Raw genomic sequence first — 24,454 nt, forward strand, 5'->3', positions numbered from 1 at the left:
ACGGGGTCTGCCCTCTAGAATCTCGCCATGGCCTCCTATCTGAATGCCGATCTTCATTGCCATTCCGTGGCCTCCGACGGCACCCTCAGCCCGGAGGCCTTGGCACGGCGGGCCAAATCGGCGGGCGTGGAGTTGTGGGCCCTGACCGACCACGATGAAGTCAGTGGCCAGCAGCGCGCCCTGGAGGCGGCCCGCGCCGAAGACCTGCCCTATCTGACGGGCGTGGAAATCTCCATCACCTTCGCCGGCCAGACCGTGCACATCGTCGGCCTGGGTTTCGACGCGGCGGACAGCCGTCTGGTCGAAGGATTGCGCCAGACCCGTGGCGGACGCGGCGAACGGGCCCGCGAAATGAGCGCGCAGCTGGCACAGGCCGGCATTCCGGGCGCCTACGAGGGTGCGTTGAAGTACGTGGGCAATCCGGAACTCATCTCGCGCACGCATTTCGCACGCTATCTGGTGGAAGCCGGCGTCTGCGCGGACACCAACGAAGTCTTCCGTCGTTACCTGACAGAGGGCAAGCCGGGTTACATCCCGCACCGCTGGGCCTCGCTGAGCGACGCCGTGGGCTGGATCACCGACGCCGGCGGCGCGGCCGTCATCGCCCACCCGGGGCGCTACAAATTCACCCCCAACGAGGAGTACGCCCTGTTCTCCGAATTCAAGCAACATGGCGGCGCGGGTGTCGAAGTCGTGACGGGCAGCCACCTGCCCAGCGAATACGGCAAGTACGCCGACATGGCCCAGGAATTCGGCCTGGCCGCCTCGCGGGGCAGCGATTTCCACAGCCCCGACGAATCCCGCATTGATCTGGGCGCCCTGCCCTACCTGCCTGGCCAGCTCACGCCCGTCTGGGAATTGCTGACCGAGCGCATCCACCACTGACCCCCTCTTTCCATGACCTCTTTTCTTGCCCGCCGCAACACGGTCGGCGGCATGCTGCTGGCGCTGGCCGCGCTGGCCTGCTTCGCCACGTTGGACACCTCGGCCAAGATCGTCGCCCTCACCCTGCCCGTGCTGCTGGGCCTGTGGTTCCGCTACATCTTCCAGGCCGTGCTGACCACGGTCGTGATGCTGCCCCAGCGGGGCCGCGCCATCTTCCACACGCGGCATCCCGGCCTGCATGTGCTGCGCGGTGCCCTGCTCGCGGTCACCAGCCTGCTGACATTCCTCAGTGTGAAGTACATGCCCGTGGGGGAATTCACCGCCATCGCCATGATCGCGCCCCTGGTGGTCACGTTGCTGGCGGCCACGCTTTTGGGTGAATATGTCTCGCGCCTGCGCTGGACGCTGGTGGCGGGCGGTTTCATCGGCACGCTCATCATCATCCGCCCCGGTGGTGACCTGTTCGGCTGGCATGTCTTGCTGCCCTTGATCCAGGTCGGCACGCATTCGGCCTTCCAGCTCCTGACCGGCAAGATGGTGAAAACCGAGGACGCCGTGACCATGCACTTCTACACCGGCTGGGTCGGCGCCCTCCTGGCCTCGCTGGCCCTGCCCTTCATCTGGGTCACGCCGCAGACCCTGCCCGAATGGGGCGCGCTGGTCTTGATGGGGCTGACGGGCACCATCGGCCACTTCGCGCTCATCCAGGCCTATCGGCGCGCGCCCGCGTCCACGCTGATGCCCCTGATGTATGTGCAGATCGCCTTCGCCATGTTCGCGGGCTGGCTCGTCTTCGGCCACTTCGCAGACGGCTGGGGCTTGCTGGGCATGCTGATGATCGCCACGTGCGGCGCCGCCAGCGCCTGGCTGGCGCTGCGCGAAAAACCGCCGCAGCGTTCCAAGGATTTCCAGAACAGCGCGCTGCGCGAGCCGATGGAAGTTTGAACCGGACCCTCTACGCACCGCAGCCCCACCATCCATGGCCCAGTTTTTCGAACTCCACCCCGAGAACCCACAGCAGCGCCTGCTCAAGCAGGCGGTCGCCCTGCTTGCGTCTGGCCAGGTGCTGGCCGTGCCCACCGACTCCTGTTACGCCCTGGTCTGCCACCTCGACGACAAGGCCGCCGCCGAACGCCTGCGCGCGATTCGGCGCATCGACGACAAGCACCACCTGACGCTCCTATGCCGCGACTTGTCGGAACTGGCGAACTACGCGCGCGTGGACAACCGCCAGTACCGCCTGCTCAAGGCCGCGACGCCAGGGCCCTGGGCCTTCATCCTCGAAGCCAGCAAGGAAGTGCCACGCCGCCTGAGCCACCCGGCGCGCAAGACCATCGGTTTGCGCGTGCCGGACCACAAGGTGCTGCAGGAACTGCTGACGCTGCATGACGCGCCCTTGCTGGCGACCACGCTGATCCCGGCCGGCGAGACCGAGCCGCTGAACGACGCCGAGGAGATCCGCGCGCGTTACCAGCACGAACTGGCCGCCGTGATCGACGCCGGGGCCTGCCCGCTGGAGCCGACCACGGTGATCGACCTCACTGGCGACGAGCCCGAAATCATCCGGCGTGGGCGGGGCGATCCGGCGGTGCTGGGGTTGTGAACTTCGCGCTGCTCTCTTGTTTCACTCAGCATTGACAGATGAGGGTTGGCGCGCCTCGCGAGGCTCGGGCGGGCAACCGTCCGCCTCATGAGATTAGCTGCGCAAATCAAAATCGGCGGCGCGGTCGCCCACCCGCACCTCGCTGGAATCGACCGGCTAGCACGTGCCACCATGGACGACCCGCACTTGCACACCAGGCCTGTGACAGGCGCGCGGGGCAGGGAATCCCGACGATTTCTGATTTGCGCAGCCAATCTCATGGGGAGCGGTTCCCTGCCCCGCGCGCCTGCCGCCCCCAGCCAAAGCCCAACCCCTGACTTCACCAACGCAGCAAGGCAAGCCCCAACCCCGCAAGATTCAGGCATTGCGGGAATGAGACAATCCCCCCGTGGATTTCAACAACCTGATTCAAACTGTCCTCATCTACGCCCTGCCCGTGATCTTCGCCATCACGGTGCACGAAGCGGCCCACGGCTACGCGGCCAAGCGCTTCGGCGACGACACCGCCTGGATGCTCGGGCGCATGACGCTCAACCCGATCAAGCACATCGACCCGCTCGGCACCTTGCTGATGCCGGTGTTGATCTACTTCGCGACCGCGGGTGCCTTCGTCTTCGGTTACGCCAAGCCCGTGCCGGTGCGCTTCGACCGTCTGCGCCATCCCAAGCGCGACATGGTCTGGGTCGCACTGGCCGGGCCGGGCGCCAACCTGCTGCAGGCCCTGCTCTGGGCCATCTTGCTGTTCGTGCTGATCGCCCTGGGCCTGAACACCCAGGCCAGCGAACGTTTCTTCCTCGAGATGTGCCGCGCGGGCGTGCTGGTCAACGTGGTGATGTTCGCCTTCAACCTTTTCCCGCTGCCGCCCCTGGACGGCGGTCGAGTGCTGGTCGGCCTGCTACCTAACAAGCAGGCCTACTGGCTGGCGCGCGTCGAGCCCTGGGGCTTCTTCATCGTGCTGGGCCTGGTCATCCTGGGCGTAGTCAGCACGTACTGGATGCAACCCGTGATGCGCCTGACCTACGACTTGCTGGACGTGCTGCTGACGCCCTTCGCCTACCTGCTGCGCTAACCCTCTGACGAACCCTGACGATACCCGCGACATGAGCAATGAGACACCACGCGCCGAGCCCTTGCGCGTCCTCACCGGCATCACCACCTCAGGCACGCCGCACCTGGGCAACTACGTTGGCGCCATCCGCCCCACTGTCATCGCCAGCCGCACGGCGGGTATGGAAGGCTTTTACTTCCTGGCCGACTACCACGCCCTCATCAAGACCGGCGGTGACCCGGCCCGCGTGCAGCGCAGCACGCTGGAAATCGCCGCGACCTGGATCGCGGCGGGCCTGGACCCGGAGCGCGTGACCTTCTACCGCCAGAGTGACATCCCCGAAATCCCGGAACTCACCTGGTTCCTCACCTGCGTCTGCGGCAAGGGACTGCTCAACCGCGCGCATGCCTACAAGGCTGCGGTGGACAAGAACCGCGAGAAAAGGGCAGTGGCAGGTGCCGCGGACCTGGACGAAGACGAGGACGCCGGCGTCTCGGCCGGTCTCTTCATGTACCCCGTGCTGATGGCGGCGGACATCCTGATGTTCAACGCCCACCGCGTACCCGTGGGACGTGACCAGATCCAGCACATCGAAATGGCGCGCGACATCGCCGCCAGCTTCAACCACCTCTACGGCGAACACTTCACCCTGCCCGAGGCGCAGATCGAGGAAAGCGTGGCCACGCTGCCCGGCCTGGACGGGCGCAAGATGAGCAAGAGCTACGACAACACGATTCCGCTGTTCACACCGCGCGATCAGTTGAAGAAACTCATCGCCGGCATCAAGACCGATTCACGCGCGCCCGGCGAGCCCAAGGACACCGAGGGCTCCGCCCTGTTCCAGATCTACGAAGCCTTCGCCACGCCCGAGGAAACGGCGCAACTGCGCAATGCCTTTGCGGAGGGCATCGCCTGGGGCCAGGCCAAGGAACTGCTGTTCGAACGCATCGACCGCGAAATTGCGCCCATGCGTGAAACCTACCAATCGCTCATCGACCACCCCGAGCGACTGGAAGACATGCTGAAGGCTGGCGCGGCCAAGGCCCGCCGCATCGCCACGCCCTTCACCGCCAAGCTGCGCCACGCAGTGGGCCTGCGCGACCTGCGCGCACAAGCCACGGACAAGAAAAGCAAGGCGACCAAGGCCGCGCTGCCCAGCTTCAAGCAATACCGCGAAGCCGACGGCCAGTTCTATTTCAAGGTCGTCGGCGCCCAAGGCCAGCTGCTGCTGCAAAGCGCGGGTTACGCCAGCCCCAAGGACGCAGGCGCGGCCATCAAGGCCCTGCAGGCCGACGATGCGGCGCTGGCGCAACTGCCCGCGCCCACCGACGCCCAGGCCCTGCACGCCGCCCTGCGCCTGCTGCGCGAGGCTGCCGAGGCATAAGGCAGAAGCGAACGCGGCAAGAGAAACACCCCGGGGTCGGGGCGTGGCGGAAAAGCCGGTGCGGTGCTGCTACAATCCGGCGCTTCGACACATGCGTCTAAAGCCGGAGAGGTGGCAGAGTGGTCGAATGTACCTGACTCGAAATCAGGCGTAGGCGCAAGCCTACCGTGGGTTCGAATCCCACCCTCTCCGCCAAGTTTTCAACGGGTTGCTGCAGGAATGCCGCAACCCGTTGTTGTTTCTGACAGTCCCTGCGCACCGCACGGGGAAGCAGGGATGAACGTGTTCACTATTCTTCCGACAGTTGCTAGGCTGTGAGTGACTGATTCATCTGGCCGGACGTATGGGCACTTGCCCGAACGCTTGACGCTCGCCCGCAACCATGCGAAGGTTCAAAGAACCGCGCACGCCAGAGCCCAGCTTCCAGCGTGCCTCGAATCTCCGCCTCATACCATGCCTTTCCTGACCCCTTCGCTGCTCGTGGGCGTTTCCGCTCGCATCTACTACCCCGCCACCCCGGTGCTGGACCTGGGCGGTGTCTGGACCAAGACCTTGCATTACATGGAGCAGTCGGTGGCCCAGATGCTGATGCGCTGCGGCGCGCTGCCGGTGATGGTGCCGGCCGTCGATGAGCGTAGCCTGGTCCGGCCCAGCGAGCTGAATCTTTCACACTACGCCGAGTCACTGGATGCCCTGGTGCTCCAGGGCGGCAACGATGTCGCGCCTGAAAGTTATGGTGAGACGCCCATCAATGCGCAGTGCCACGGGGACCTGGTGCGAGACCAGTATGAAATCGCCCTGATCCACGCCTTCGTGCAGGCCAGAAAACCGGTGTTTGGTATCTGTCGCGGTCTGCAGATCCTGAACGTGGCGTTTGGCGGCACGCTGTGGCAGGACATCGAGACGCAGGTTCCAGACGCCCTGGACCATGTCCGCCGAGACATCTATGACCAGAACGCACATGAGATCGAACTGAAGGCTGGCACGCGCCTGCAGGCCCTGTACCCCCATATGTCGCACGGCAGGGTCAACAGCATCCATCACCAAGCCATCAAGCAGGTCGCGCCGGGTTTCGTGGTGGAGGCGGTCTGCCCTGAGGACGGCATCGTGGAGGCCATCCGCAAGGAAGGTGAGAGCTACATCGCGGGAGTGCAGTGGCATCCCGAGTTCCATGCGCCGGATGGGAAGGCGCATCTCGACGATCAGCGCATCGTGATGGATTTCCTGCGGACGGCCCGGCGGCTCAAGAGCGCACGCGCCCCTGAGCCCTCGGCACCCTTCTAAAGAAAGCCCAGCGGTACGCCTGATTCCAGCATGCGCTGCCGGTCGCGCACCGGCGGTGCGCCGAACATGCGGGCGTATTCGCGGTTGAATTGCGAGGGGCTTTCGTAGCCGATCTCGAAGGCGATGGAAGCCGCGTCCCGGTCGGTGGCACCCAGCATCAGCCTGCGGGCTTCCTGCAGGCGCAGCTGCTTCACGTACTGCAGCGGCGTGAACGAGGTGACGGCCTTGAAGTGGAAATGCAGGGCCGAGGCGCTGAGGTGCGCGATGTCGGCCAGCTCGTTCACGCCGATGGATTCGCGGAAGCGGGCCTGCAGCACCGCGATGACCCGCGCGATGCGCTGGTCGCTGCAATCGGCCTTGGCGGTGCGCGCCATGCGCCACCCGTTGGGCGAGGACAAGAGCCGGTAGACAATCTCGCGCCGGATCAGGGGCGCGAGCGCCGCGATGTCGCGCGGCGTCTGCAGCAGGTGCACCAGGCGCAGCACCGCGTCCATCAGTGCTGGCGATGAGGGTTCGGTGTACAGGCCCCGCGCTGCGTCCGTGGTGGCATTGGGCGGCTCCGGGGGCAGGCCATGGTCCAGGAGGATCTGGCTGACGTCCGAGTGTTCAATGCGCAGGTGCAGGCTGAGGTAGGGCTCGCGCGGTGAGGCCTGCACCACCTGCCCCACCACGGGCAGGTCCTGCGAGATGACGAGGTGGCAGCTTTCGCTGTACTCCGTCACCTGGTCGCTCAGGAAGACCCGTTTGCGCCCGCCCAGCAAGATGCATAGCGCAGGGCGGTACATCACGTTCAACGGTTGGCTGGGCGCGCTGGCGCGGATGAACTGGAGGCCGCTGACCGCCGTGGGCGTGAAACCGTCCACGCGGGCCTGCGCGTCCACCAAGGCGCGCAAGGCGTCGAGGCGCGAGGACAGGTCCGCGGTCATGCCGAAGGCGGATGGGGTGGCAAGGTCGACGTGGGCCATGCGCTGACTATAGAAGATCGATCGCCCAGATTCGAGCGCACCCGATCAGCCCCACAAGATCGGGCAAGGAATCTGGAGGATCAGGCAAGGCCAAGGCGCCTTGTCACGGACCCGCGCGGGGATGCGGAGCTATGGGCAAGCTTCGAGGAGGAAACGGCAAAGCTAGCGGGCGGGTGCTGCGCACACTGGCCTGGAGGAGAGGCACACGGTCGTGCCTCTTTGCAACCCCAGGAGAAACAAGACATGGAAGCAATCAAGGACCAGGTGATCGCCATCACGGGCGCGAGCAGCGGCATCGGCATGGCCACCGCCCAGGTGTTGGCGGGCATGGGCGCCCGGCTTGTCATCGGCGCGCGGCGCATGGACAGGCTGGACGAACTGGCCGGCAGCCTGCGGCAACACGGTGCGCAGGTGCTCACGGTGGCGCTGGACGTGCGGCAGCGCGCGTCGGTGCAGAACTTCGTGGACCTCGCCGTCAGCACCTACGGGCGCATCGACGTGTTGATCAACAACGCGGGCGTGATGCCGCTGTCCAAGCTGAGCGTGGGCAAGGTGGACGAATGGGAGGACACCATCGACATCAACGTCAAGGGCGTTCTGTACGGCATCGCCGCCGCGCTACCGCGCATGAAGGCGCAGGGCATGGGGCATCTCATCAGCGTGGCCTCGATCGGCGCGCACCACGCCTTCCCGGGCGCAGCGGTGTACTGCGGTTCGAAGTTCGCGGTCTGGGCCATCTGCGAGGCCTTGCGCCAGGAGGAGCTCGATGGCGACATCCGCGTCACAACGATTTCGCCCGGCACGATCCGCTCGGAGCTGGCCGACAGCATCACGGATGCGGATGCCGCCGCCGCCATGCGCGATTTCCGGGCCGTGACGATCGAACCCGAGGCGATCGCGCAGGCCATCGCCTACGCCATCGCCCAGCCACGCGAAGTGTCTGTGAGCGAGGTGGTGGTGCGCCCCACGCGCAGCCCTGCTTGATGGGTCATGCCGATGCCGCTGACCGTCCGCGTGGAGGGGCTATGGGCGGCATCGGCGCACGGGGCGACGCGTTTGGCGACGCCCCGCCCGTGGTTCAAGGCGTCCGGCCCGCCGGCACGCGCCGGAAGACATACCCACCATGGAGGAACACGTCGCCACGGAACTGGCCATCGGCGGTGAAGCCCGTGTCGTCCAGGTACCAGATGCGGTCACCCAGGACCCAGTAGCGCCCCTGGTACGCGCTCTTGCGGCTACCACGCTGTTCGTCGTACCGCCCGTTGGGCAGAAGCTCGTGGCGGATGTATCCGTCCTCGGTCACCCACATGCCCAGATAGGGATGGCTGGTTGGATCATCATGACGGTTCGGCCCGGGCTGGCCAGCCACCTGCACCGCGGGGGGCAGCCTGGCGGGCACGGTGTCGGCCAGCACAGCGCTGGAAGCCAGCATGGTCATGGGCAGCAGCGTTTTCATCGGCGGCCTCCCGCCGGGTTCAGGCCCCGCTCGGCGAACAGCTCCTGCAGGGTCTGCGAGGCCTCGATGGCTCTCGGAAAACCGGCGGGGACCGTGACCAGGTAGACGATTTCCTTCAGTTCCTCCGGCGTGGCGCCGAGGTTGAGCGCATACCCCGCGTGGGTCTTGAAGAAGCTGCGCAGCCCCAGGGACGCGAACGCGGCCATCGCGGCCAGTTGGCGGGTCTTGGGGTCCAGCACCTGCCGGCCCCACACGTCGCCGAGCGCGTAGGAGGCGGTGCTGTCGGCCAGGAAGGGGAATTCGCGCCGCATGGCTTCGAACACCGGCTGCGTCTGGCCCTGGTTGAGCTCACGCAGAACCTGCAGACCGCGCTCGTAACGCGGGTCCGGGCTGGGCGGCGCACCAGCGGGCGAGGCCTGCGCATGCAGGGCCCCAACCCCGACAAACAGGGTGACGGTGCACAGGAGTCCTCGTATCGGGCGAGGACGGAGATGGCGGGTTTCCATGGCGGGAGCCTTTCCGGGAGTGATGGATGAGAGCCCACACTCTAGGAACGTCCCCACCTCTTGCCTTGCCTAAAACCGGCGGCGGATTGCCCCATCCTCCAGGAAATCAGAACACGCCCCAATCCCCGTCGTCGCCCTTGCCGTTCGCCGTCACCGGCTTGGGCTTGCTTGCCGAGGCCAGGGTGGAGGTGAGGCGCGGTGGCGTGGCCGCCGGACGGGACGCAGCAGGCTTGGGTTGAGCCGACAAGGCGGGCGCGGGAGCCGGCGCGGCGGATGAGGCCAAGGGCCGGGCCGCGATCTGCGCCGCCATGGGGACGCCGGTCCCCACGTTGAACACCGCGACCACCTGCGCCAGACGCAAGGCCTGGTCCCGCAGGCCGGAAGCCGCGGCGGCCGACTCCTCCACCAAGGAGGCGTTCTGCTGCGTCATCTGGTCCAGGGTGGTGATGGCCTGGTTGACTTGCTTGATGCCGTCGCGCTGCTCCTCGGCGGAGCTGGTGATCTCACCGATCAGGTCCGACACGCGCTTGACGTTCGTCACGATCTCGTCCATGGCCATGCCAGCCTGCTCGACCTGGGTCGAACCCGTCGCGACGGTCGCGACCGAGGCCCCAATCAAGGTCTTGATTTCCTTGGCCGCGTCAGCGCTGCGGCCCGCCAGACTGCGCACCTCGCTGGCCACCACCGCGAACCCCCGGCCTTGTTCACCCGCGCGCGCGGCTTCCACCGCCGCGTTAAGGGCGAGGATATTGGTCTGGAAGGCGATGCCGTCGATCACGCTGATGATGTCGTTGATCTTCTTGGACGACTCGCTGATCTGCTGCATGCTCTGCACCACCTGGTCCATCACCTCGCCACCGCGCGCGGCCGAGCCGGCCGCCGAGGTCACGAGTTGGTTGGCCTGGCGCGCCGTGTCGGCGGACTGGGCCACGGTGCTGGTCAGTTGCTCGATGCTGGCGGCGGTTTCTTCCAGATTGGCGGCGGTCTGCTCGGTGCGCGCGGACAGGTCCTGGTTGCCGCTGGCGATCTCGTCCGAGGCGTTGGACACCGACTCCACGCCGGCACGCACCTTGGACACCAGCTGGCGCAGCCGCTCGTTCATGTCGGCCAGGGCCTGCAGCAGCAGGCCAAATTCATCCTTGCGGCGCGTCTTGAGGGATTGGGTCAGGTCACCCTGGGCGATGGCCTGCGCGACGCTGACCGCGCTGTCCAGCGGCTTGGTGATGGACAACACCAGCCAGCGGATCAGCCCCACGCTCAGCGCCAACACCACCAGCACACCCACGCCGCTGATCATGAGCAGGCGCTGGTGTTGCGCCTCCAGCTCGGCGCGGGCTTCGTCGCGCTGGGCCTGCTGTTCGGTGATGTACTTGCCGATGGTCGCCAGGTAGATGCTCTGGGTCGGCCGGTACTGGCTTTCGACGAAGGCCAGCAGACCGGCTTGGTCTTGCGCTTCCTCGAATTTCTTCATCTGATCGCGGTTGGCCAGCACCGTGACCCGCAGCTTGGCGATCTCGGCCAGCACGGCCTTGTCGCGTTCGGAGCGCGCGGTCTTGGAGATTTCCTCCTGAACCGGCGAAATGCGCTTGCTCAACTCGATGGAGCGAGCCTCGAAATCGGCGCGCAAGGCGGCATCGGTCACCTTGGCCCGGCTCAGGGTCATGGCCGTGGCCAACTCGGCCAAGCCCTGCCAACGCACGGCCGTCGTGATCGAGGACTCGTAGTGCGCCACGACTTGCGCGGCCCGGTCGGTGGCGGAACGAACCGCGATCTGGCCCCAGACGCCGACCACCAGGATCAAGGTCAGCAGACCCATGATGACCAGCCAGAGCTTTTGCGCCACGCGCAAATTGTTGATATTCATTCAGCTACCCCTAGGGCCCGAGGATGGGCGCGTCAACGGACTCCATCGCAGGACGATGGGCTACACAAAGTCGACACCTGGGGAAAGAAGGCAGAACCGAATGTCAGCGGTTGGCTGCGGAGACTGCGGCCCCACGATCCTGGTCACCCGCCGTGGCGGGCAACTTTAGACTGGAAGCTTTGCGACCCCGGCTTTCGCTCGGGTGTGCCTTTGCGTGATTGGCATTCTAGTCTGCGCACGGACTTGACATTCCCTCACGCCCAAGGAAGCCGGCCGCGGATGGCCGCTGCGCTACTTCACCCGCTTGAGCGCGGGGCGCCCGCCAGCAGGCGGCGTGGTCGGCCGAGGAGGTTCGGGGTCCGAACCATCACCGTGGTCAGCAGCGTCCGAATCGGACGCCAGGCTGAGGATGGCGGCACCACCGCTGCCCGGGGTTTCGCCATGGGAGGGCGAAGACTCGGCGGCGATGGTCTGCGCGTCCCCGGCCTCCTCGGCCCGTTCCTCGTCGGGTGCGGACTCCAGCGGAAAGGCCATGCCCTGCCCGTTCTCGCGGGCATAGATGGCCATGACCTGCCGGATGGGCACCAGGATGTCGCGCCCCACGCCAGCGAAACGGGCCTTGAACTCGATGTACTCGTTGCCAATCTGCAAGGCACTCGTGGCGTCCATGCTGATGTTGAGCACGATCTCGCCGTCCTTCACGTACTCACGCGGCACACGCACGGTGTCGTCGACCCGCACCGCCACGTAAGGCGTGAGCCCGTTGTCGGCGCACCATTCGTAGAGGGCTCGGATCAGGTAAGGCCGGGTGGACGTGGCCTGGGGCGGTTGAGACCCCGTCGTCGTGCTCTGGCTCATCTGCGCTGTTCCAGGTTCCCGCGAGGCGCTTACTTGCGCATCACCTTCTCGGAGGGCGTGAGCGCCTCGATGTAGGCAGGACGCGAGAAGATGCGTTCGGCGTACTTGAGCAGGGGGGCTGCGTTCTTGGACAGATCAATGCCGTAGTAATCCAGGCGCCAGAGCAGGGGCGCGATGGCCACGTCCAGCATCGAGAAGTTGTCGCCCAGCATGTACTTGTTCTTCAGGAACACGGGGGCCAGCTGGGTCAGGCGGTCACGGATGTGGCCGCGGGCCTTTTCCAGCGCCTTCTCGTTGTTCTTGCTCGCGCGGTTTTCCAGCGTGGACACATGGACGAACAGTTCCTTCTCGAAATTCAGCAGGAACAGGCGCACGCGGGCGCGGTCCACCGGGTCGCCGGGCATCAGCTGCGGGTGCGGGAAGCGCTCGTCGATGTACTCGTTGATGATGTTGGATTCGTACAGGATCAAGTCACGCTCGACCAGGATGGGCACCTGGCCATAAGGGTTCATGACATTGATGTCCTCGGGCTTGTTGTAGAGATCCACGTCACGGATTTCGAAATCCATGCCCTTCTCGAACAACACGAAACGGCAGCGGTGGGAGAAGGGGCAGGTCGTGCCCGAATACAGCACCATCATGGCGGGTAGCTCCTGGGGGGATGGGGGAAAGAAGGAAATTCAGAAACGAAAAGAGTGGGCTGCATTATCGCAAACCCACTCATCGAAAAGCAAATTTTGCACCATATTGGTGCAAAATTCAGACCTGCGTCTTACTTGACGTCTTTCCAGTACGCGGCGTTGAGACGCCAGGCCAGGATGGTGAAGCCCAACAGGAAGATCAGCACCCAGACACCGATACGCACCCGGGTGTTCTGAGCGGGCTCACCCATCCACTGCAGGAAGTTCACCAGATCGCCCACGGCCTGGTCGTATTGCAGCGGGGTCAGGGTACCCGGTGTGATCTGTTCCCAGCCCGTGAACACCTTCACATCATGGCCGTGTTCCTGATGGGTCTCATAGACCGGCTTGCGCTGGCCTTGCAGTTCCCACAGCACATGCGGCATCGCCACGCTGGGGAAGGCCAGGTTGTCCCAACCCGTGGCCTTGCTGGCGTCTGGGTAGAAGGTGCGCATGAAGGTGTAGAGGTAGTCCGCACCGGTGCCGCCATGGCCCGCGCGCGAGCGGGCGATCAGCGTCAGATCCGGCGGGTTGGTACCAAACCAGTCCTTGGCCTGCTTCGGATCGATGGCGGCCTTCATCAAGTCGCCCACCTTGTCGCTGGTGAACAGCAGGTTGTCCTTGATCTGTTGTTCGGTGAAGCCGATGTCCGTCAGGCGGTTGTAACGCATGTAGGCGGCCGAGTGGCAGCTCAGGCAGTAGTTCACGAACAGGCGAGCACCATTCTGCAGGGACGCGGTGTCGCTGGTGTTCACCGGGGCCTTGTCCCAGGCGATACCGCCACCCGCGGCCAGGGCACCCGCGCTCAGCGCAAAGAACGTGGAGAGGGCAAGAATCAGTTTTTTCATGTTGTTTGCTCCCCGGCTCAATGCGCCTCGAACGTCACACGGTCGGGAACCGGCTTGGGTTCACCCAGACGGCTCCACCACGGCATCAGCAGGAAGAAGCCGAAATAGAACAGGGTGCCGACTTGCGAAACACGCTCGCCGATCGGCGACGGTGCCTGCACGCCCAGATAACCCAGGATCAGGAACACGATCACGAACACGCCGTAGAGGTATTTGTGCCAGCTCGGACGATATCGGATGGACTTGACCGGGCTGTGGTCCAGCCAGGGCAGGAAGAACAGGATGATCACCGAACCGCCCATCACCACCACGCCCCAGAACTTGGCGTCAATGCCCAGCATCAGGGCGATCCCAACCAGGGCCCCCACGGCCACGGCCGCCTTGCCCTTGCCGCCCAGGCCACCCTTGACGATGGCCAACACGGCGGCCAGCGCCACGATCAGCACCAGCGCGTACATCATCTCAGTGGTGATGGCGCGCAGCATCGAATAGAAGGGCGTGAAGTACCAGACCGGGGCGATGTGGGCCGGAGTCTTGAGCGGGTCGGCCGGGATGAAGTTGTTGTACTCCAGGAAGTAGCCGCCGAACTCGGGCGCGAAGAACACAACGGCGGTGAAGACCATCAGGAACACGCTCACGCCCATGATGTCGTGCACCGTGTAGTACGGGTGGAAGGGAATGCCGTCGGCCGGCGCGTCCTTGGACCAGCGGTTGCCCTTGGGGCCCTTCTTGATCTCGACGCCATCGGGGTTGTTGGAGCCCACGTCGTGCAGCGCCAGCAAGTGCGCCACGATCAGGCCCAGCAGCACCAGGGGCACGGCGATCACGTGGAAGCTGAAGAAGCGGTTCAGCGTCGCATCACCCACCACGTAGTCGCCACGGATCAGCAGGGCCAGGTCCGGACCGATGAAGGGAATCGCGGAAAACAGGTTCACGATGACCTGAGCGCCCCAGTAGGACATCTGGCCCCAGGGCAGCAGGTAACCCATGAAGGCCTCGGCCATCAGCACCAGGAAGATCGCGCAACCGAAGACCCAGACCAGCTCGCGCGGTTTGCGATAGCTGCCGTAGAGCAGGCCGCGGAACATGTGCAGGTAGACCACGACGAAGAAAGCCGAGGCGCCCGTGCTGTGCATGTAGCGCACCAGCCAACCCCAGGGCACGTCGCGCATGATGTATTCCACCGAGGCGAAGGCCAAGGCCGCGTCCGGCTTGTAGTGCATCACCAGGAAGATGCCGGTGACGATCTGGATCACCAGCACCAGCATGGCCAGCGAGCCGAAGAAATACCAGAAGTTGAAGTTCTTCGGGGCGTAGTACTCCGACATGTGGACGCGGTAGGCGTCGAAGGCGGTCGGGAACCGGTTCTCGAACCAGTTCAGCACCTTGGCGCCTGCGGGCGCGTCGGCGGGGAGTTCCTTGAATTCAGCCATGATGTTCTTCTTCCGTATGACCTTCAGGCCTTGTCTTCGCCGATCAGCAGCTTGCTGTCGGACAGGTACATGTGCGGCGGCACTTCCAGGTTGTCGGGCGCCGGCTTGTTCTTGAACACACGGCCCGCCATGTCAAAGGTGGAGCCGTGGCAGGGGCACAGGAAACCACCGGGCCAGTTGTCGGGCAGCGAGGGCTGAGCGCCAGGCGTGAACTTGTCGGTCGGCGAGCAGCCCAGGTGGGAGCAGATGCCCACGCCCACGAACACTTCCGGCTTGATGGAACGATGGCGGTTCTTGGCGTACTCCGGGGTCGGGTAGGCCTTGCGATCGGAGTTGGGATCGGCGAGCTGGTCTTCGTCCTTTTCCAGCGTCGCCAGTTGCTCGGGCGTGCGCTTCATGATCCACACCGGCTTGCCGCGCCATTCGACCGTGACCTTCTCACCCGGTTTCAGCGCGGCGATGTCCACCTCGACCGCCGCACCGGCAGCCTTGGCACGCTCGGACGGCTGGAAGGTGCTGACGAACGGGACGAGCGTGGCCACGCCCCCCACGGCACCCGCAGCGCCCGTGGCGATCAGCCACGTCCGTTTGCTCGGGTCCATCTGACTCTGATCGGCAAGCGTGTCGCTCATGGAGTTCCTCAATCAAATCTACCGGGGTTGAAATCGTGCCGGCCCATGATGGCCGGACTTACAGCGGGGGGATTCTAGCCGACTCAATGCGCCGCCAGACGCTTGGCGACCCTCACCGCCTCGATCAGGCTGGATGCATCGGCCACCCCCTGGCCGGCGATGTCGAACGCCGTGCCGTGATCTGGACTGGTGCGCACCAGCGGAAGGCCCAAGGTCACGTTCACGCCCTGCTCCACGCCCAGGTATTTCACCGGAATCAGGCCCTGGTCGTGGTACATGGCGACCACCACGTCGAACTCGCCCGGATGACCCGGAGCCTGGCGCGCGCGCATGAACACGGTGTCTGGTGCGTAGGGGCCGCGCGCGTCGATGCCCTCGCGCCGCGCGAGGTCCAGCGCCGGGGTGATGAGCTCGATTTCCTCGCGTCCGAAGCGCCCGCCCTCGCCCGCGTGCGGGTTCAGGCCGGCCACGCCGATGCGCGGCGCACGGCCCAGCACGGGCCGCAGGGCGGCATCGGTGATGCGCAGCGTTTGCAGCACATTGTCCGTGGTGACGGCTTCGATGGCCTCGCGCAAAGACACATGGATACTGACCAGCACCGTGCGCAATTCCTCGTTGGCCAACATCATGCGCACCGGCATGCTGGCGACGGGTACGCCTTGGTGCGCGGCGGCCTCGGCCTGCAGCAATTCGGTGTGGCCGGGGTAGGCGTCCCAAGGCGGGCCGGCGGCGGCCAAGGCTTCCTTGTGCAGGGGCGCCGTGACCAAGCCGGCGATCTCGCCGCGCAGGGCCGCGCGGGCGGCCCAGACCACGCATTCGCCTGCCAGACGGCCAGCCGCCGCGCTGATCTGGCCGGGCGGCACGGCAGCCAAGCCGCCCTGCAAGGCCGCGACTGGCAGCACAGGCAAATGGTGGGCAGGCAGCGTCAGCGCTTGCGCCGGATGCGTGATCTGCACCAGGGTGGGCCGGTGCTCGGCAGGCGCGTTCACTTTGTCCCGCAGCCAGCCCGCCGCGCGGTGCAGCACCTCGGGGTCGCCCGCGACGAAACAACCGCGCAGCAGCTCCGGTGCCTCCCAGGCCGCCTTCAGGATGATTTCCGGCCCGATGCCCGCGGCATCGCCCAGGGTGATGGCGTAAGGCTTCATGGTTTCGCCGCCGGGCCGCCTGCGCGGCCAAGCCCGCGTTTCGCACGGACGGGCGCAACGCCCTCCCCTCGGGGGGCAGGGAGCCACACGTGGTGGGCGACCGTGGGGGACCTCATGTCAGGCAGGGTTGTCGATGTCGATGAACTCGTGCGCCAAGCCCAGCGGCGGCGCCACATGGGCGGCCACGGCGGGCGCGCCGTAGCGCTCGGTGGCGTGGTGACCGCAAGCCAGATAGGCCACGCCGCATTCGCGCGCGTAGTGGGCCTGGGGTTCCGAGATCTCGCCGGTGATGTAAGCGTCGGCGCCGGCCGCGATCGCGGCCTCGAAATAGCCCTGGGCGCCCCCGGTGCACCAGGCGATCTGGCGCAGCGGGCGCCGACCACCGTCCACCAGCGTCACACCCCGGCCCGAGACCGGGCCCAGGCACAGTGCCACATGGTCGGCCAGTGCCCGCGCGTCGGCGTACACGCCGCCATCCGCACGCTCGCCCAACCAGCCCAGCAGACCCTCGCCAAACGCCGCATGTCCACGCAGACCCAGGCGCACGCCCAGTTGGGCGTTGTTGCCCAGCTCCGGATGCGCGTCCAGCGGCAGGTGGTAAGCGTAGAGGTTGATGTCGTGCGCGAGCAGCAAGCGCAGCCGCTCCTTCATCCAGCCCGTGACGCGGCCATCCTGGCCGCGCCAGAACAGGCCGTGGTGCACAAAAATGGCGTCGGCCTGCGCGGCGATGGCGGCCTCGATCAGCGCGCGGCTGGCCGTCACGCCGGAAACGATCTTGCGGATCAGGGGTTTGCCCTCGACTTGCAGACCGTTGGGGCCGTAATCCTTGAAACGCTCGGGCTGCAGCAGCGCGTCGAAACTCTGGAGCAAGGTCTCGCGGGAAGTCATGCGCGCATTGTCCTTCATCCAATCGCGGCAACGGGATGGCAGGGCATCCCGATGCGGGCAGGCATGGCGACGCGGCGCGCCTACAATTTGCAGCCATGAAACGCTATTGGCTGCTGTTCTCGCAAACCGTCACCATCCTGCTGGCGATCTGGTTCATCGTCGCCACGCTCAAGCCGGGGTGGCTGCTGTCCTCCGGCCAGGCCGCCCCCACCGTGGCCCTGTTCCAGGCCCCGATGGACCGCTCGGCCGGCGGGCCACCGGGCAGCTTCCGACTGGCGGCACAGAAGGCATCGGCCGCCGTGGTCAGCATCAACACCAGCAAGGCACCCAAGCGCGGCCAGCCTGGCGGCGCGCTGAACAACGACCCCTGGTTCCGCTTCTTCTTCGGTGATCCGGAGAACGAGCCCCAGGTCGGCCTGGGCAGCGGCGTGATCGTCAGCGAAAGTGGCTACATCCTGACCAACAATCATGTGATCGAGGGTGCCGACGAGATCGACGTGATTCTCAATGACGGCCGACATACCCGCGCGCGCGTGATCGGCTCAGACCCGGACAGCGATCTGGCCGTGCTCAAGATCGAGTTGGACAAGCTTCCCGTCATCGTGCTCGGCAACTCGGATTCCCTGGAAGTGGGCGATCCGGTGCTGGCCATCGGCAACCCCTTCGGCGTGGGCCAGACCGTGACCAGCGGCATCGTCAGCGCGCTGGGCCGCAACCAGCTCGGCATCAACACCTTCGAGAACTTCATCCAGACCGACGCGGCCATCAACCCGGGCAATTCGGGCGGCGCGCTGGTGGACGCCAACGGCAACCTGTTGGGCATCAACACGGCCATCTATTCACGCTCGGGCGGCAATATGGGCATCGGCTTCGCCATCCCCGTGGCCACGGCCCAGCAGGTGCTGGAAAGCATCGTCCGGGACGGGCAGGTCACGCGGGGCTGGATCGGCGTGGAACCCAACGACCTGACGGCCGAGCTGGCCGAGACCTTCGGCGTCAAGGCCACCGAGGGCGTCATCATCACTGGCGTGCTGCAGAACGGCCCGGCGGCGCAGGCTGGCATCCGCCCCGGCGATGTCATCACCCGCGTGGGCGGACAGCCCGTGCGCAATGTGTCTGAACTGCTGACGCGGGTGGCCGCGCTCAAACCCGGCCAGGCCGCGCCCTTCGCCGTCCAACGGCAGGATCAGTCGCTGGAAATCAACATCACCCCCGGCGTGCGCCCCACGCCGCGCCGCTTGCAGGAGTAAGCCGGCTTATTTCGCCTGGGCGTCCGGCGTTTCTTCCGGTGCCTTGGTGTGTCGGATGAACACGCGGGCGGCGATGATGCCCACCTCGTAGAGCACGCACATGGGGATGGCCAACGCGAGCTGTGAAATCACGTCGGGCGGGGTCACGATGGCGGCGATCACGAAGGCCAGGACGATGAAATAGCCTCGGAAGGCCTGCAGCTTCTCGATGCTGACAATACCCAGCCGCGCCAGCACGATCACCGCGATCGGCACCTCGAAGGCCAGACCGAAGGCCAGGAACATCGTGAGCACGAAGCTCAGGTAGGCCTCGATGTCCGGCGCGGCCGTGATGGTCTTGGGCGCGAAACTCTGGATGAAGGCAAAGACCTTGCCAAACACGAAGAAATAACAGAAGGCCACGCCCATCAGGAACAGCACCGTGCTGCTGATCACCAGGGGCAGCACCAGCTTCTTCTCGTGGCTGTACAGCCCCGGCGCGACGAAGGCCCAGAGCTGGTAGAGCAACACGGGCAAGGCCAGCAGAAAAGCCGCCATCAGCAGGATCTTGAGCGGCACCATGAAAGGCGAGATGACCGAGGTGGCGATCAGCGTCGCGCCTTGCGGCAGATGCGCCACCAGCGGCGCGGCCAGCAGGTCGTACAAGGAGCCCGGGCCGGGATACAGGGCCAGCGCCGCGACGGCGATGCCCATGGCGATCACGCTTTTGAGCAGCCTGTCGCGCAGCTCCACCAGGTGCTGGACGAAGGGCTGCTCGGTGCCCGCCAGTTCATCGTCTTTTTTGTCGTCGGAATCAGCCATGGGTTCAGCGCTGCGTTCCCGGGCCCGATGCGGGAGGAACGCGCTTGTTTAGGGGGATGAAGAACAACAAGAAAAACTTACTCAACCCAGTTGGCGCGGCCGCCTCGCGGCGCCGGAGAACCCCGGCGGGCGGTGCCGCGCCACCCGAGCGGCGCCCGACAGCGCCTTGGTGCGCAGGCCCTGACGGGCCTTGTACCAGGCCGGCACACTGCCACGCTTGAGGCGCCAGTTCTTGCCTGGGTGTTTGTATTCGGGGTAGTTGACCAGTTCAGGCATCACCCCGCTCGACGATTCGAAACTGGATTCCAGTTCCGCGGCGGTGGTCGACCATTCCTGCTCGATGCCGGACGAGGCGCTCTGGATGGAGTTCTCCACATCGCGGGCCGCGCCCTCGACCGAGGTCTTCATCTTGCGCAGCTCGTCCAACTCCATCGAGCGGTTGACTTCCGCCTTCACATCGGACACGTAACGCTGCGCCTTGCCTAGCAAGGTGCCGATGGTGCGGGCCACGCGCGGCAGCTTCTCGGGCCCGATGACGATCAAGGCCACGGCGCCGATCAGCGCCAGCTTGGACAGACCGAGGTCGATCATGGCAGGGACACCACCGTCTCAGGACGCGGGCTGCGCGAGGGGCGCATCACGACTTGTGCTTGGCTTCGACGTCGATGGTGGTCTTTTCAGCGGCGGCAGCGCTCGTGACCTGCTGGGGCGGCGCGACCGGCTTGTCCTCACTGGAACCGTCCTTCATGCCGTCCTTGAAACCCTTGACGGCGCTGCCCAGGTCACTACCCAGATTCTTCAGCTTCTTGGTGCCAAACACCATGACCACGATCAGCAGCACGATCAGCCAGTGCCAGATGGAAAAGGAACCCATATCTCTTACTCCTAAAAATCCCGGAATCAGGGCGCAGATTCTAGGGCTTGTTTGTCAAGCCCAGGTAATTCGACCGCCCGGCAATTCCCTCTTAGCTTCAGCCTTTGAGCCAGGGACGCGGACCGCCGATGACGTGCAGGTGCAGGTGGTGCACTTCCTGCCCACCATCACCGCCCGTGTTGACCATGATGCGAAAGCCACCTTCCGGATAGGGACGGCATCCCTGTTCCAGCGCCAGCTTGGGCGCGAGGGTCATCATCCTGCCCATCAACGCCGCATGCTCCGGCCCGACCTGGGCCATCGACGCGATGTGCAGCTTCGGGATAAGCAGGAAATGCACCGGCGCCCAGGGGTTGATGTCGTGGAAGGCGAGAATGTCCTCGTCCTCGTAGACCTTCTTCGATGGAATCTGCCCTGCAGCGATCTTGCAGAAAATGCAGTTCGGGTCGTGGCTCATGCCGTCTCCTGTGGGTGGTCTGGAAAATCAGGGTTGCTGCTTGTCGGCGGTTTCCGTCGCGCTGCGCGCCTGCGCCTTGCGCAGGGCTTTTTCCTCGAGGCCGCTGGTACCTTCGCGGCGCTCCAGCTCGGTGATCACGTCGGCAGGCGTCAGGCCGTAGTGGGCCAGGGCGATCAGGCTGTGGAACCAGAGGTCGGCCATTTCGTAGAGCACCTTCTGCCGGGCAGCGTCGGCTGCCAAGACGCCCAGGGCCAGTGCATGGTCGGCGTCCTTGGCGGCCATCACGACTTCGGTGGCTTCCTCACCCACCTTCTTCAAAAAGGCATCTGGCCCCTTGTGCAGCAGGCGCGCGACGTAGCTTTTTTCCGGATCTCCGCCGTTGGCGGGCTTGCGGCTTTCTATGAGGGCCGCGAGGCGCGCCAGGGAATCGTTGCTGCTCATGATTTGTAGATTGTTTCAGGGTCCTTGAGCACGGGCTCCACCGTCCGCCAGGCCCCACTCTCGTAACGCTGGAAGAAGCAGCTGTGGCGGCCGGTATGGCAGGCGATGCCCGGCGTGTGGCCAGCCTGGGTGACTTTCAGCAAGACCACGTCGTTGTCGCAGTCCAGGCGGATTTCGTGCACGGTCTGCACATGACCGGACTCCTCGCCCTTGAACCACAGCTTGCCACGCGAGCGGCTGTAATAGACGGCACGACCCAGTTCAGCGGTTTTCAACAAGGCCTCGCGGTTCATCCAGGCGAACATCAGCACGTCGTTGCTGCCCTGTTCCTGCGCGATCACCGGCACCAGGCCCTGGGCATCCCAGTTCACCTCCTCCAGCCAGGTCGAATCCGGGGTCAAGGGGGTCATGGGCGCGCTCATGCGGGCAGCTCCTGAGTCGCCTCGATGCGCACAGGGATACCGGCCGCCGCCATGGCCGCCTTGGCCTGGGCGATGGTGTAGGTGCCGTAGTGGAAGATGCTGGCGGCCAGCACGGCATCGGCCCCGCCTTGCTTCACGCCCTCAACCAGGTGGTCCAGCGTGCCCACGCCACCCGAGGCGATGACCGGCACGCTGACCGCGTCGCTGATGGCGCGCGTGAGCGCCAGGTCGAAACCGCTCTTGGTGCCGTCGCGATCCATGCTGGTCAGCAGGATCTCGCCCGCGCCGTATTCGGCCATCTGGCGTGCCCAGGCCAGGGCATCCAGTCCGGTGTTCTTGCGCCCGCCGTGGCTGTAAACGTCCCAGCCGGGGCCGATTTCACGCCCGTCCACCAGGCGCTTGGCATCCGACTCGGAGCGGCGCTTGGCGTCGATGGCCACCACGATGCACTGCGCGCCGTACTTCTCAGAGGCGTCGCGGATGACCTGCGGGTTGGCGATCGCGGCCGAATTGAAGCTGGTCTTGTCCGCCCCTGCGTTGAGCAGGCGACGCACGTCTTCCACCGTGCGCACGCCCCCCCCAACGGTGAGCGGGATGAAGACCTGCGAGGCCACGGCCTCGATCATGTGCAAGATGAGGTCGCGCCCGTCGCTGGTGGCGGTGATGTCCAGGAAGGTGAGCTCGTCCGCGCCCTGCTCGTTGTAGCGCGCGGCGATCTCCACCGGGTCGCCCGCGTCGCGCAGCTCGACGAAGTTCACGCCCTTGACGACGCGTCCGCCCGTCACGTCCAGGCAGGGAATGATGCGTTTGGCTAACATGCCGAGGATTGTAGGCGGGCGCCATTGCACACATGACCAGCAAAGAAGTCTCGAACATCCCCTCAACCCATTTCCTGCACTACCGCCATTTCAACGGCGGCACCATTCCCCGGCATGCACTGGCCTTTTTGTTCACGCTGCTGTGGACGCGGTTTCGCTGGCGCGTGCTGGCCCTGACCATCACCAGCGTCGCGGGCATCGGACTGATGGCCCTGGAGCCGCTGTTCCTGCGCGACCTGGTCGAAGCCCTCGCCCGCTTCCAACCCGGCCTGGATGCCTCCTGGCCCTCCGACATCTGGCTGCCTTTCGCGCTGGTTGCAGGTGCCTGGGTCATTTCCGCCGGCTTCAACCGGCTGCGGGAATGGGTGGACCTGCACACCACGCCTGCGCTGCGCATGGAGGTGCAGACCTGCCTTTTCTCTTACCTGATGGAGCACGCGCCCGCCTACTTCCAGGATAACTTCGCGGGTCGGCTGGCGCAGAAGGTCAAGCAGGCGGGGCAGGCCGCGGCCAACCTGCTCGGCATCCTGTTCAATGAAATCACGCGGCTCATTGTCGCCATCGCCGTGGGCGTGGCCATCGTGGCGCCGCAGGCCTCAATTTTTCTATGGGTGCTGCTGGGCTGGACGGTGGCCTACCTGGCGCTGTCCGTCGTGCTGGCGCGGCGCTGCCTGGGTTTGTCGCGTGCTCTGTCAGAGGAAGTCTCGCGTTCCACCGGCGTGATGGTGGACATTCTCGGCAACTCAGAGATCGTGCGTGGTTTCGCCCGTGGGGCGCATGAGTGTCTGCGCCAGGCCGATGCCGTGCTGCAGGAAGCCGATGCGTCACGCCGACTGCGCCGTTTCCTGATCTTGATGTGGCTGCTGATGTTCAACGCCCTGCTGGCCTTCCAGATCAGCTTCATCGCACTGGCCATCGCACAGGTCATGGCGGGCACGATGACGGTTGGCGAGATGGTGATGATTTTTTCGCTGGCCGCCATCCTGAGCAACAACGTCTGGAACCTCTGCGCCCGCTTCACCGACCTGTTCGAGAACCTGGGCATCGTCGATGCCTCGCTGGAGACACTGAACGTGCCGCACGCGATCGCCGATTTGCCCGGCGCTCCGGATCTGCGCGTGCCCAAGGGCAGCATCACCTTCGAAGGGGTGGGCTTCCGGCACGGCGACGGCACCCCGGTCTTCACAGGGCTGAACCTGGCCATCCGGCCTGGCGAGAAAGTCGGCCTGGTCGGCCCCTCGGGTTCAGGCAAAAGCACGCTGATTCGCCTTCTGCGACGCCAGTACGAGCTGCAGGCTGGCCGCATCCTGATCGATGGCCAGGACATCGCCCAGGTCAGCCTCGCCTCGCTGAACCGTGCCATCGCCGAAGTGCCTCAAGACCCCGGCCTGTTTCACCGCTCGATCGGTGACAACATCCGCTACGCCCGGCCCGAAGCCCCCTGGGACGAGGTACTGCAGGCCGCACGCCAAGCCCATTGCGACACCTTCATCCGCCGCCGCCCCGGTGGTTACGAAGCCGTGGTAGGCGAACGCGGCGTGCTGCTGTCCGGCGGTGAACGCCAGCGGGTGGCCATCGCCCGTGCCTTCCTGAAGCAGGCGCGCATCCTGCTGCTGGACGAAGCCACCAGCGCGCTGGACTCCGAGACCGAACACGCCATCCGTGATGCCCTGTGGAACCTCTTCGAAGGCCGCACGGTGATCGCCATCGCCCATCGCTTGTCCACGGTCAGCCGCATGGACCGCATCCTGTACATGGAGGGCGGCCAGATCCGCGAGGAAGGCTCGCACGAGGCGCTGCTGGCCCAAGGCGGCGCCTATGCCCGGCTGTGGGCACGGCAGGTGGACGGGTTCATCGCGGACGACGACGAGTGAGGATGGTCGGCTGTTGCGCCGCCCTCACCCAAGTGCTC

General features: G+C 65.6%; 27 protein-coding genes, 1 tRNA gene and 1 riboswitch. Of the genes, 10 read left to right on the forward strand and 18 right to left on the reverse strand.

All coding sequences use genetic code 11. The annotated features are described in order from the left end of the window. Positions 1 to 27: 27 nt before the first annotated feature. The 7 genes from AZ34_RS14670 to AZ34_RS14700 all read left to right on the forward strand — a co-directional run bounded on the left by AZ34_RS14670 (position 28) and on the right by AZ34_RS14700 (position 6,204). Positions 28 to 885, forward strand: a complete 858-nt coding sequence (locus AZ34_RS14670) for a 3',5'-nucleoside bisphosphate phosphatase (protein WP_035609396.1) — start codon at positions 28 to 30, stop codon at positions 883 to 885. Between the two features lie 12 nt (positions 886 to 897). Continuing rightward, positions 898 to 1,830 carry a DMT family transporter gene (locus tag AZ34_RS14675; RefSeq protein WP_051509894.1) on the forward strand — a complete coding sequence of 311 codons (933 nt, stop codon included), beginning with the start codon at positions 898 to 900 and terminating at the stop codon, positions 1,828 to 1,830. Between the two features lie 34 nt (positions 1,831 to 1,864). Beyond that, positions 1,865 to 2,488 (forward strand): L-threonylcarbamoyladenylate synthase, encoded by a 624-nt coding sequence (locus tag AZ34_RS14680; RefSeq protein WP_035609399.1) that lies wholly within the window; start codon positions 1,865 to 1,867, stop codon positions 2,486 to 2,488. A 388-nt stretch (positions 2,489 to 2,876) separates the two neighbouring features. Beyond that, positions 2,877 to 3,557, forward strand: a complete 681-nt coding sequence (locus AZ34_RS14685) for a site-2 protease family protein (RefSeq protein ID WP_035609401.1) — start codon at positions 2,877 to 2,879, stop codon at positions 3,555 to 3,557. 31 nt (positions 3,558 to 3,588) lie between these two features. Then, positions 3,589 to 4,920, forward strand: a complete 1,332-nt coding sequence (locus tag AZ34_RS14690) for a tryptophan--tRNA ligase (protein WP_035609403.1) — start codon at positions 3,589 to 3,591, stop codon at positions 4,918 to 4,920. 105 nt (positions 4,921 to 5,025) lie between these two features. Next, a tRNA-Ser gene (locus tag AZ34_RS14695) sits at positions 5,026 to 5,115 on the forward strand. A 258-nt stretch (positions 5,116 to 5,373) separates the two neighbouring features. Continuing rightward, entirely contained in the window at positions 5,374 to 6,204 is an 831-nt protein-coding gene (locus tag AZ34_RS14700; RefSeq protein WP_035609406.1) for a gamma-glutamyl-gamma-aminobutyrate hydrolase family protein, read from the forward strand. Here AZ34_RS14700 and AZ34_RS14705 read toward each other — a convergent pair. Then, positions 6,201 to 7,169, reverse strand: a complete 969-nt coding sequence (locus tag AZ34_RS14705) for an AraC family transcriptional regulator (protein ID WP_051509895.1) — start codon at positions 7,167 to 7,169, stop codon at positions 6,201 to 6,203. The two genes, AZ34_RS14700 and AZ34_RS14705, sit on opposite strands and share 4 nt — an antisense overlap. A 243-nt stretch (positions 7,170 to 7,412) precedes the next feature. Between AZ34_RS14705 and AZ34_RS14710 the strand changes: the two genes are divergently transcribed. Then, positions 7,413 to 8,153, forward strand: coding sequence for an SDR family oxidoreductase (locus tag AZ34_RS14710; protein ID WP_035609408.1), 741 nt, complete (start codon positions 7,413 to 7,415; stop codon positions 8,151 to 8,153). A gap of 94 nt (positions 8,154 to 8,247) precedes the next feature. Here AZ34_RS14710 and AZ34_RS18085 read toward each other — a convergent pair whose 3' ends face one another. The 10 genes from AZ34_RS18085 to AZ34_RS14760 all read right to left on the reverse strand — a co-directional run bounded on the left by AZ34_RS18085 (position 8,248) and on the right by AZ34_RS14760 (position 17,479). Beyond that, a complete protein-coding gene (locus tag AZ34_RS18085) occupies positions 8,248 to 8,625 on the reverse strand; it encodes an Atu4866 domain-containing protein (RefSeq protein WP_081767239.1) in 378 nt (125 codons plus the stop codon). Next, positions 8,622 to 9,131, reverse strand: a complete 510-nt coding sequence (locus tag AZ34_RS14720; protein ID WP_081767240.1) for a carboxymuconolactone decarboxylase family protein — start codon at positions 9,129 to 9,131, stop codon at positions 8,622 to 8,624. The genes AZ34_RS18085 and AZ34_RS14720 overlap by 4 nt, the downstream gene beginning before the upstream one ends. A 106-nt stretch (positions 9,132 to 9,237) precedes the next feature. After that, on the reverse strand, positions 9,238 to 10,995 hold the full coding sequence (locus AZ34_RS14725; protein WP_035609411.1) for a methyl-accepting chemotaxis protein: 1,758 nt from the start codon (positions 10,993 to 10,995) through the stop codon (positions 9,238 to 9,240). Positions 10,996 to 11,116: 121 nt separating this feature from the next. After that, positions 11,117 to 11,214, reverse strand: a riboswitch (cyclic di-GMP riboswitch). Between the two features lie 72 nt (positions 11,215 to 11,286). Further along, entirely contained in the window at positions 11,287 to 11,853 is a 567-nt protein-coding gene (locus AZ34_RS14730) for a ClpXP protease specificity-enhancing factor (protein WP_035609414.1), read from the reverse strand. A gap of 29 nt (positions 11,854 to 11,882) precedes the next feature. After that, positions 11,883 to 12,494 (reverse strand): glutathione S-transferase N-terminal domain-containing protein, encoded by a 612-nt coding sequence (locus tag AZ34_RS14735; protein ID WP_035609417.1) that lies wholly within the window; start codon positions 12,492 to 12,494, stop codon positions 11,883 to 11,885. A 131-nt stretch (positions 12,495 to 12,625) separates the two neighbouring features. Then, positions 12,626 to 13,381, reverse strand: coding sequence for a cytochrome c1 (locus tag AZ34_RS14740; RefSeq protein WP_035609420.1), 756 nt, complete (start codon positions 13,379 to 13,381; stop codon positions 12,626 to 12,628). 17 nt (positions 13,382 to 13,398) lie between these two features. Further along, entirely contained in the window at positions 13,399 to 14,817 is a 1,419-nt protein-coding gene (locus AZ34_RS14745; RefSeq protein WP_419670230.1) for a cytochrome b, read from the reverse strand. A gap of 20 nt (positions 14,818 to 14,837) precedes the next feature. Next, positions 14,838 to 15,446, reverse strand: a complete 609-nt coding sequence (gene petA, locus AZ34_RS14750) for a ubiquinol-cytochrome c reductase iron-sulfur subunit (protein ID WP_035609425.1) — start codon at positions 15,444 to 15,446, stop codon at positions 14,838 to 14,840. A gap of 83 nt (positions 15,447 to 15,529) precedes the next feature. Continuing rightward, on the reverse strand, positions 15,530 to 16,591 hold the full coding sequence (gene pdxA, locus AZ34_RS14755; protein ID WP_035609428.1) for a 4-hydroxythreonine-4-phosphate dehydrogenase PdxA: 1,062 nt from the start codon (positions 16,589 to 16,591) through the stop codon (positions 15,530 to 15,532). A 117-nt stretch (positions 16,592 to 16,708) separates the two neighbouring features. Next, positions 16,709 to 17,479: a Nif3-like dinuclear metal center hexameric protein gene (locus tag AZ34_RS14760; protein WP_035611862.1), complete on the reverse strand. Its 771-nt coding sequence runs from the start codon at positions 17,477 to 17,479 to the stop codon at positions 16,709 to 16,711. A gap of 95 nt (positions 17,480 to 17,574) precedes the next feature. Between AZ34_RS14760 and AZ34_RS14765 the strand changes: the two genes are divergently transcribed. Next, positions 17,575 to 18,729 (forward strand): S1C family serine protease, encoded by a 1,155-nt coding sequence (locus tag AZ34_RS14765; RefSeq protein ID WP_035609430.1) that lies wholly within the window; start codon positions 17,575 to 17,577, stop codon positions 18,727 to 18,729. 6 nt (positions 18,730 to 18,735) lie between these two features. Here the strand turns inward: AZ34_RS14765 and tatC are convergent, their stop codons facing one another. The 7 genes from tatC to hisF all read right to left on the reverse strand — a co-directional run bounded on the left by tatC (position 18,736) and on the right by hisF (position 22,542). Further along, positions 18,736 to 19,530 (reverse strand): twin-arginine translocase subunit TatC, encoded by a 795-nt coding sequence (gene tatC / locus AZ34_RS14770; RefSeq protein ID WP_035609433.1) that lies wholly within the window; start codon positions 19,528 to 19,530, stop codon positions 18,736 to 18,738. A gap of 81 nt (positions 19,531 to 19,611) precedes the next feature. Then, complete coding sequence (tatB, locus tag AZ34_RS14775; protein ID WP_035609436.1) at positions 19,612 to 20,121, reverse strand: Sec-independent protein translocase protein TatB; 510 nt, start codon at positions 20,119 to 20,121, stop codon at positions 19,612 to 19,614. Positions 20,122 to 20,167: 46 nt separating this feature from the next. After that, a complete protein-coding gene (gene tatA / locus AZ34_RS14780) occupies positions 20,168 to 20,404 on the reverse strand; it encodes a Sec-independent protein translocase subunit TatA (protein WP_035609439.1) in 237 nt (78 codons plus the stop codon). A 97-nt stretch (positions 20,405 to 20,501) separates the two neighbouring features. Beyond that, complete coding sequence (locus AZ34_RS14785) at positions 20,502 to 20,861, reverse strand: histidine triad nucleotide-binding protein (RefSeq protein ID WP_035609442.1); 360 nt, start codon at positions 20,859 to 20,861, stop codon at positions 20,502 to 20,504. A 27-nt stretch (positions 20,862 to 20,888) separates the two neighbouring features. Then, the gene (locus tag AZ34_RS14790; RefSeq protein WP_035609444.1) at positions 20,889 to 21,302 is read right to left on the reverse strand and encodes a phosphoribosyl-ATP diphosphatase; all 414 of its coding nucleotides are present in this window, start codon (positions 21,300 to 21,302) and stop codon (positions 20,889 to 20,891) included. Continuing rightward, positions 21,299 to 21,712, reverse strand: coding sequence for a phosphoribosyl-AMP cyclohydrolase (gene hisI / locus AZ34_RS14795; protein ID WP_035611864.1), 414 nt, complete (start codon positions 21,710 to 21,712; stop codon positions 21,299 to 21,301). Before hisI ends, AZ34_RS14790 begins: the two co-directional genes overlap by 4 nt. Before the next feature lie 8 nt (positions 21,713 to 21,720). Next, positions 21,721 to 22,542, reverse strand: coding sequence for an imidazole glycerol phosphate synthase subunit HisF (gene hisF / locus AZ34_RS14800; protein WP_035609446.1), 822 nt, complete (start codon positions 22,540 to 22,542; stop codon positions 21,721 to 21,723). A gap of 32 nt (positions 22,543 to 22,574) precedes the next feature. On the opposite strand from hisF, the gene AZ34_RS14805 reads away from it, so the two are divergent. Further along, positions 22,575 to 24,416, forward strand: a complete 1,842-nt coding sequence (locus AZ34_RS14805; protein WP_035609449.1) for an ABC transporter ATP-binding protein — start codon at positions 22,575 to 22,577, stop codon at positions 24,414 to 24,416. Positions 24,417 to 24,454: the final 38 nt, after the last annotated feature.

This window comes from Hylemonella gracilis str. Niagara R (genome assembly GCF_000600295.1).
GTDB classification, from domain to species: domain Bacteria; phylum Pseudomonadota; class Gammaproteobacteria; order Burkholderiales; family Burkholderiaceae_C; genus Hylemonella; species Hylemonella gracilis_A.

Excerpts from the sequence above, each read along its gene's own strand:
- AZ34_RS14670 (WP_035609396.1), top strand. The coding sequence starts at position 28 with ATGGCCTCCTATCTGAATGCCGATCTTCATTGCCATTCCGTGGCCTCC.
- AZ34_RS14675 (WP_051509894.1), top strand. The coding sequence starts at position 898 with ATGACCTCTTTTCTTGCCCGCCGCAACACGGTCGGCGGCATGCTGCTG.
- AZ34_RS14680 (WP_035609399.1), top strand. The coding sequence starts at position 1,865 with ATGGCCCAGTTTTTCGAACTCCACCCCGAGAACCCACAGCAGCGCCTG.
- AZ34_RS14690 (WP_035609403.1), top strand. The coding sequence starts at position 3,589 with ATGAGCAATGAGACACCACGCGCCGAGCCCTTGCGCGTCCTCACCGGC.
- AZ34_RS14700 (WP_035609406.1), top strand. The coding sequence starts at position 5,374 with ATGCCTTTCCTGACCCCTTCGCTGCTCGTGGGCGTTTCCGCTCGCATC.
- AZ34_RS14705 (WP_051509895.1), bottom strand. The coding sequence starts at position 7,169 with ATGGCCCACGTCGACCTTGCCACCCCATCCGCCTTCGGCATGACCGCG.
- AZ34_RS14710 (WP_035609408.1), top strand. The coding sequence starts at position 7,413 with ATGGAAGCAATCAAGGACCAGGTGATCGCCATCACGGGCGCGAGCAGC.
- AZ34_RS18085 (WP_081767239.1), bottom strand. The coding sequence starts at position 8,625 with ATGAAAACGCTGCTGCCCATGACCATGCTGGCTTCCAGCGCTGTGCTG.
- AZ34_RS14720 (WP_081767240.1), bottom strand. The coding sequence starts at position 9,131 with ATGGAAACCCGCCATCTCCGTCCTCGCCCGATACGAGGACTCCTGTGC.
- AZ34_RS14725 (WP_035609411.1), bottom strand. The coding sequence starts at position 10,995 with ATGAATATCAACAATTTGCGCGTGGCGCAAAAGCTCTGGCTGGTCATC.
- AZ34_RS14730 (WP_035609414.1), bottom strand. The coding sequence starts at position 11,853 with ATGAGCCAGAGCACGACGACGGGGTCTCAACCGCCCCAGGCCACGTCC.
- AZ34_RS14735 (WP_035609417.1), bottom strand. The coding sequence starts at position 12,494 with ATGATGGTGCTGTATTCGGGCACGACCTGCCCCTTCTCCCACCGCTGC.
- AZ34_RS14740 (WP_035609420.1), bottom strand. The coding sequence starts at position 13,381 with ATGAAAAAACTGATTCTTGCCCTCTCCACGTTCTTTGCGCTGAGCGCG.
- petA (WP_035609425.1), bottom strand. The coding sequence starts at position 15,446 with ATGAGCGACACGCTTGCCGATCAGAGTCAGATGGACCCGAGCAAACGG.
- pdxA (WP_035609428.1), bottom strand. The coding sequence starts at position 16,591 with ATGAAGCCTTACGCCATCACCCTGGGCGATGCCGCGGGCATCGGGCCG.
- AZ34_RS14760 (WP_035611862.1), bottom strand. The coding sequence starts at position 17,479 with ATGACTTCCCGCGAGACCTTGCTCCAGAGTTTCGACGCGCTGCTGCAG.
- AZ34_RS14765 (WP_035609430.1), top strand. The coding sequence starts at position 17,575 with ATGAAACGCTATTGGCTGCTGTTCTCGCAAACCGTCACCATCCTGCTG.
- tatC (WP_035609433.1), bottom strand. The coding sequence starts at position 19,530 with ATGGCTGATTCCGACGACAAAAAAGACGATGAACTGGCGGGCACCGAG.
- tatB (WP_035609436.1), bottom strand. The coding sequence starts at position 20,121 with ATGATCGACCTCGGTCTGTCCAAGCTGGCGCTGATCGGCGCCGTGGCC.
- tatA (WP_035609439.1), bottom strand. The coding sequence starts at position 20,404 with ATGGGTTCCTTTTCCATCTGGCACTGGCTGATCGTGCTGCTGATCGTG.
- AZ34_RS14785 (WP_035609442.1), bottom strand. The coding sequence starts at position 20,861 with ATGAGCCACGACCCGAACTGCATTTTCTGCAAGATCGCTGCAGGGCAG.
- AZ34_RS14790 (WP_035609444.1), bottom strand. The coding sequence starts at position 21,302 with ATGAGCAGCAACGATTCCCTGGCGCGCCTCGCGGCCCTCATAGAAAGC.
- hisI (WP_035611864.1), bottom strand. The coding sequence starts at position 21,712 with ATGACCCCCTTGACCCCGGATTCGACCTGGCTGGAGGAGGTGAACTGG.
- hisF (WP_035609446.1), bottom strand. The coding sequence starts at position 22,542 with ATGTTAGCCAAACGCATCATTCCCTGCCTGGACGTGACGGGCGGACGC.
- AZ34_RS14805 (WP_035609449.1), top strand. The coding sequence starts at position 22,575 with ATGACCAGCAAAGAAGTCTCGAACATCCCCTCAACCCATTTCCTGCAC.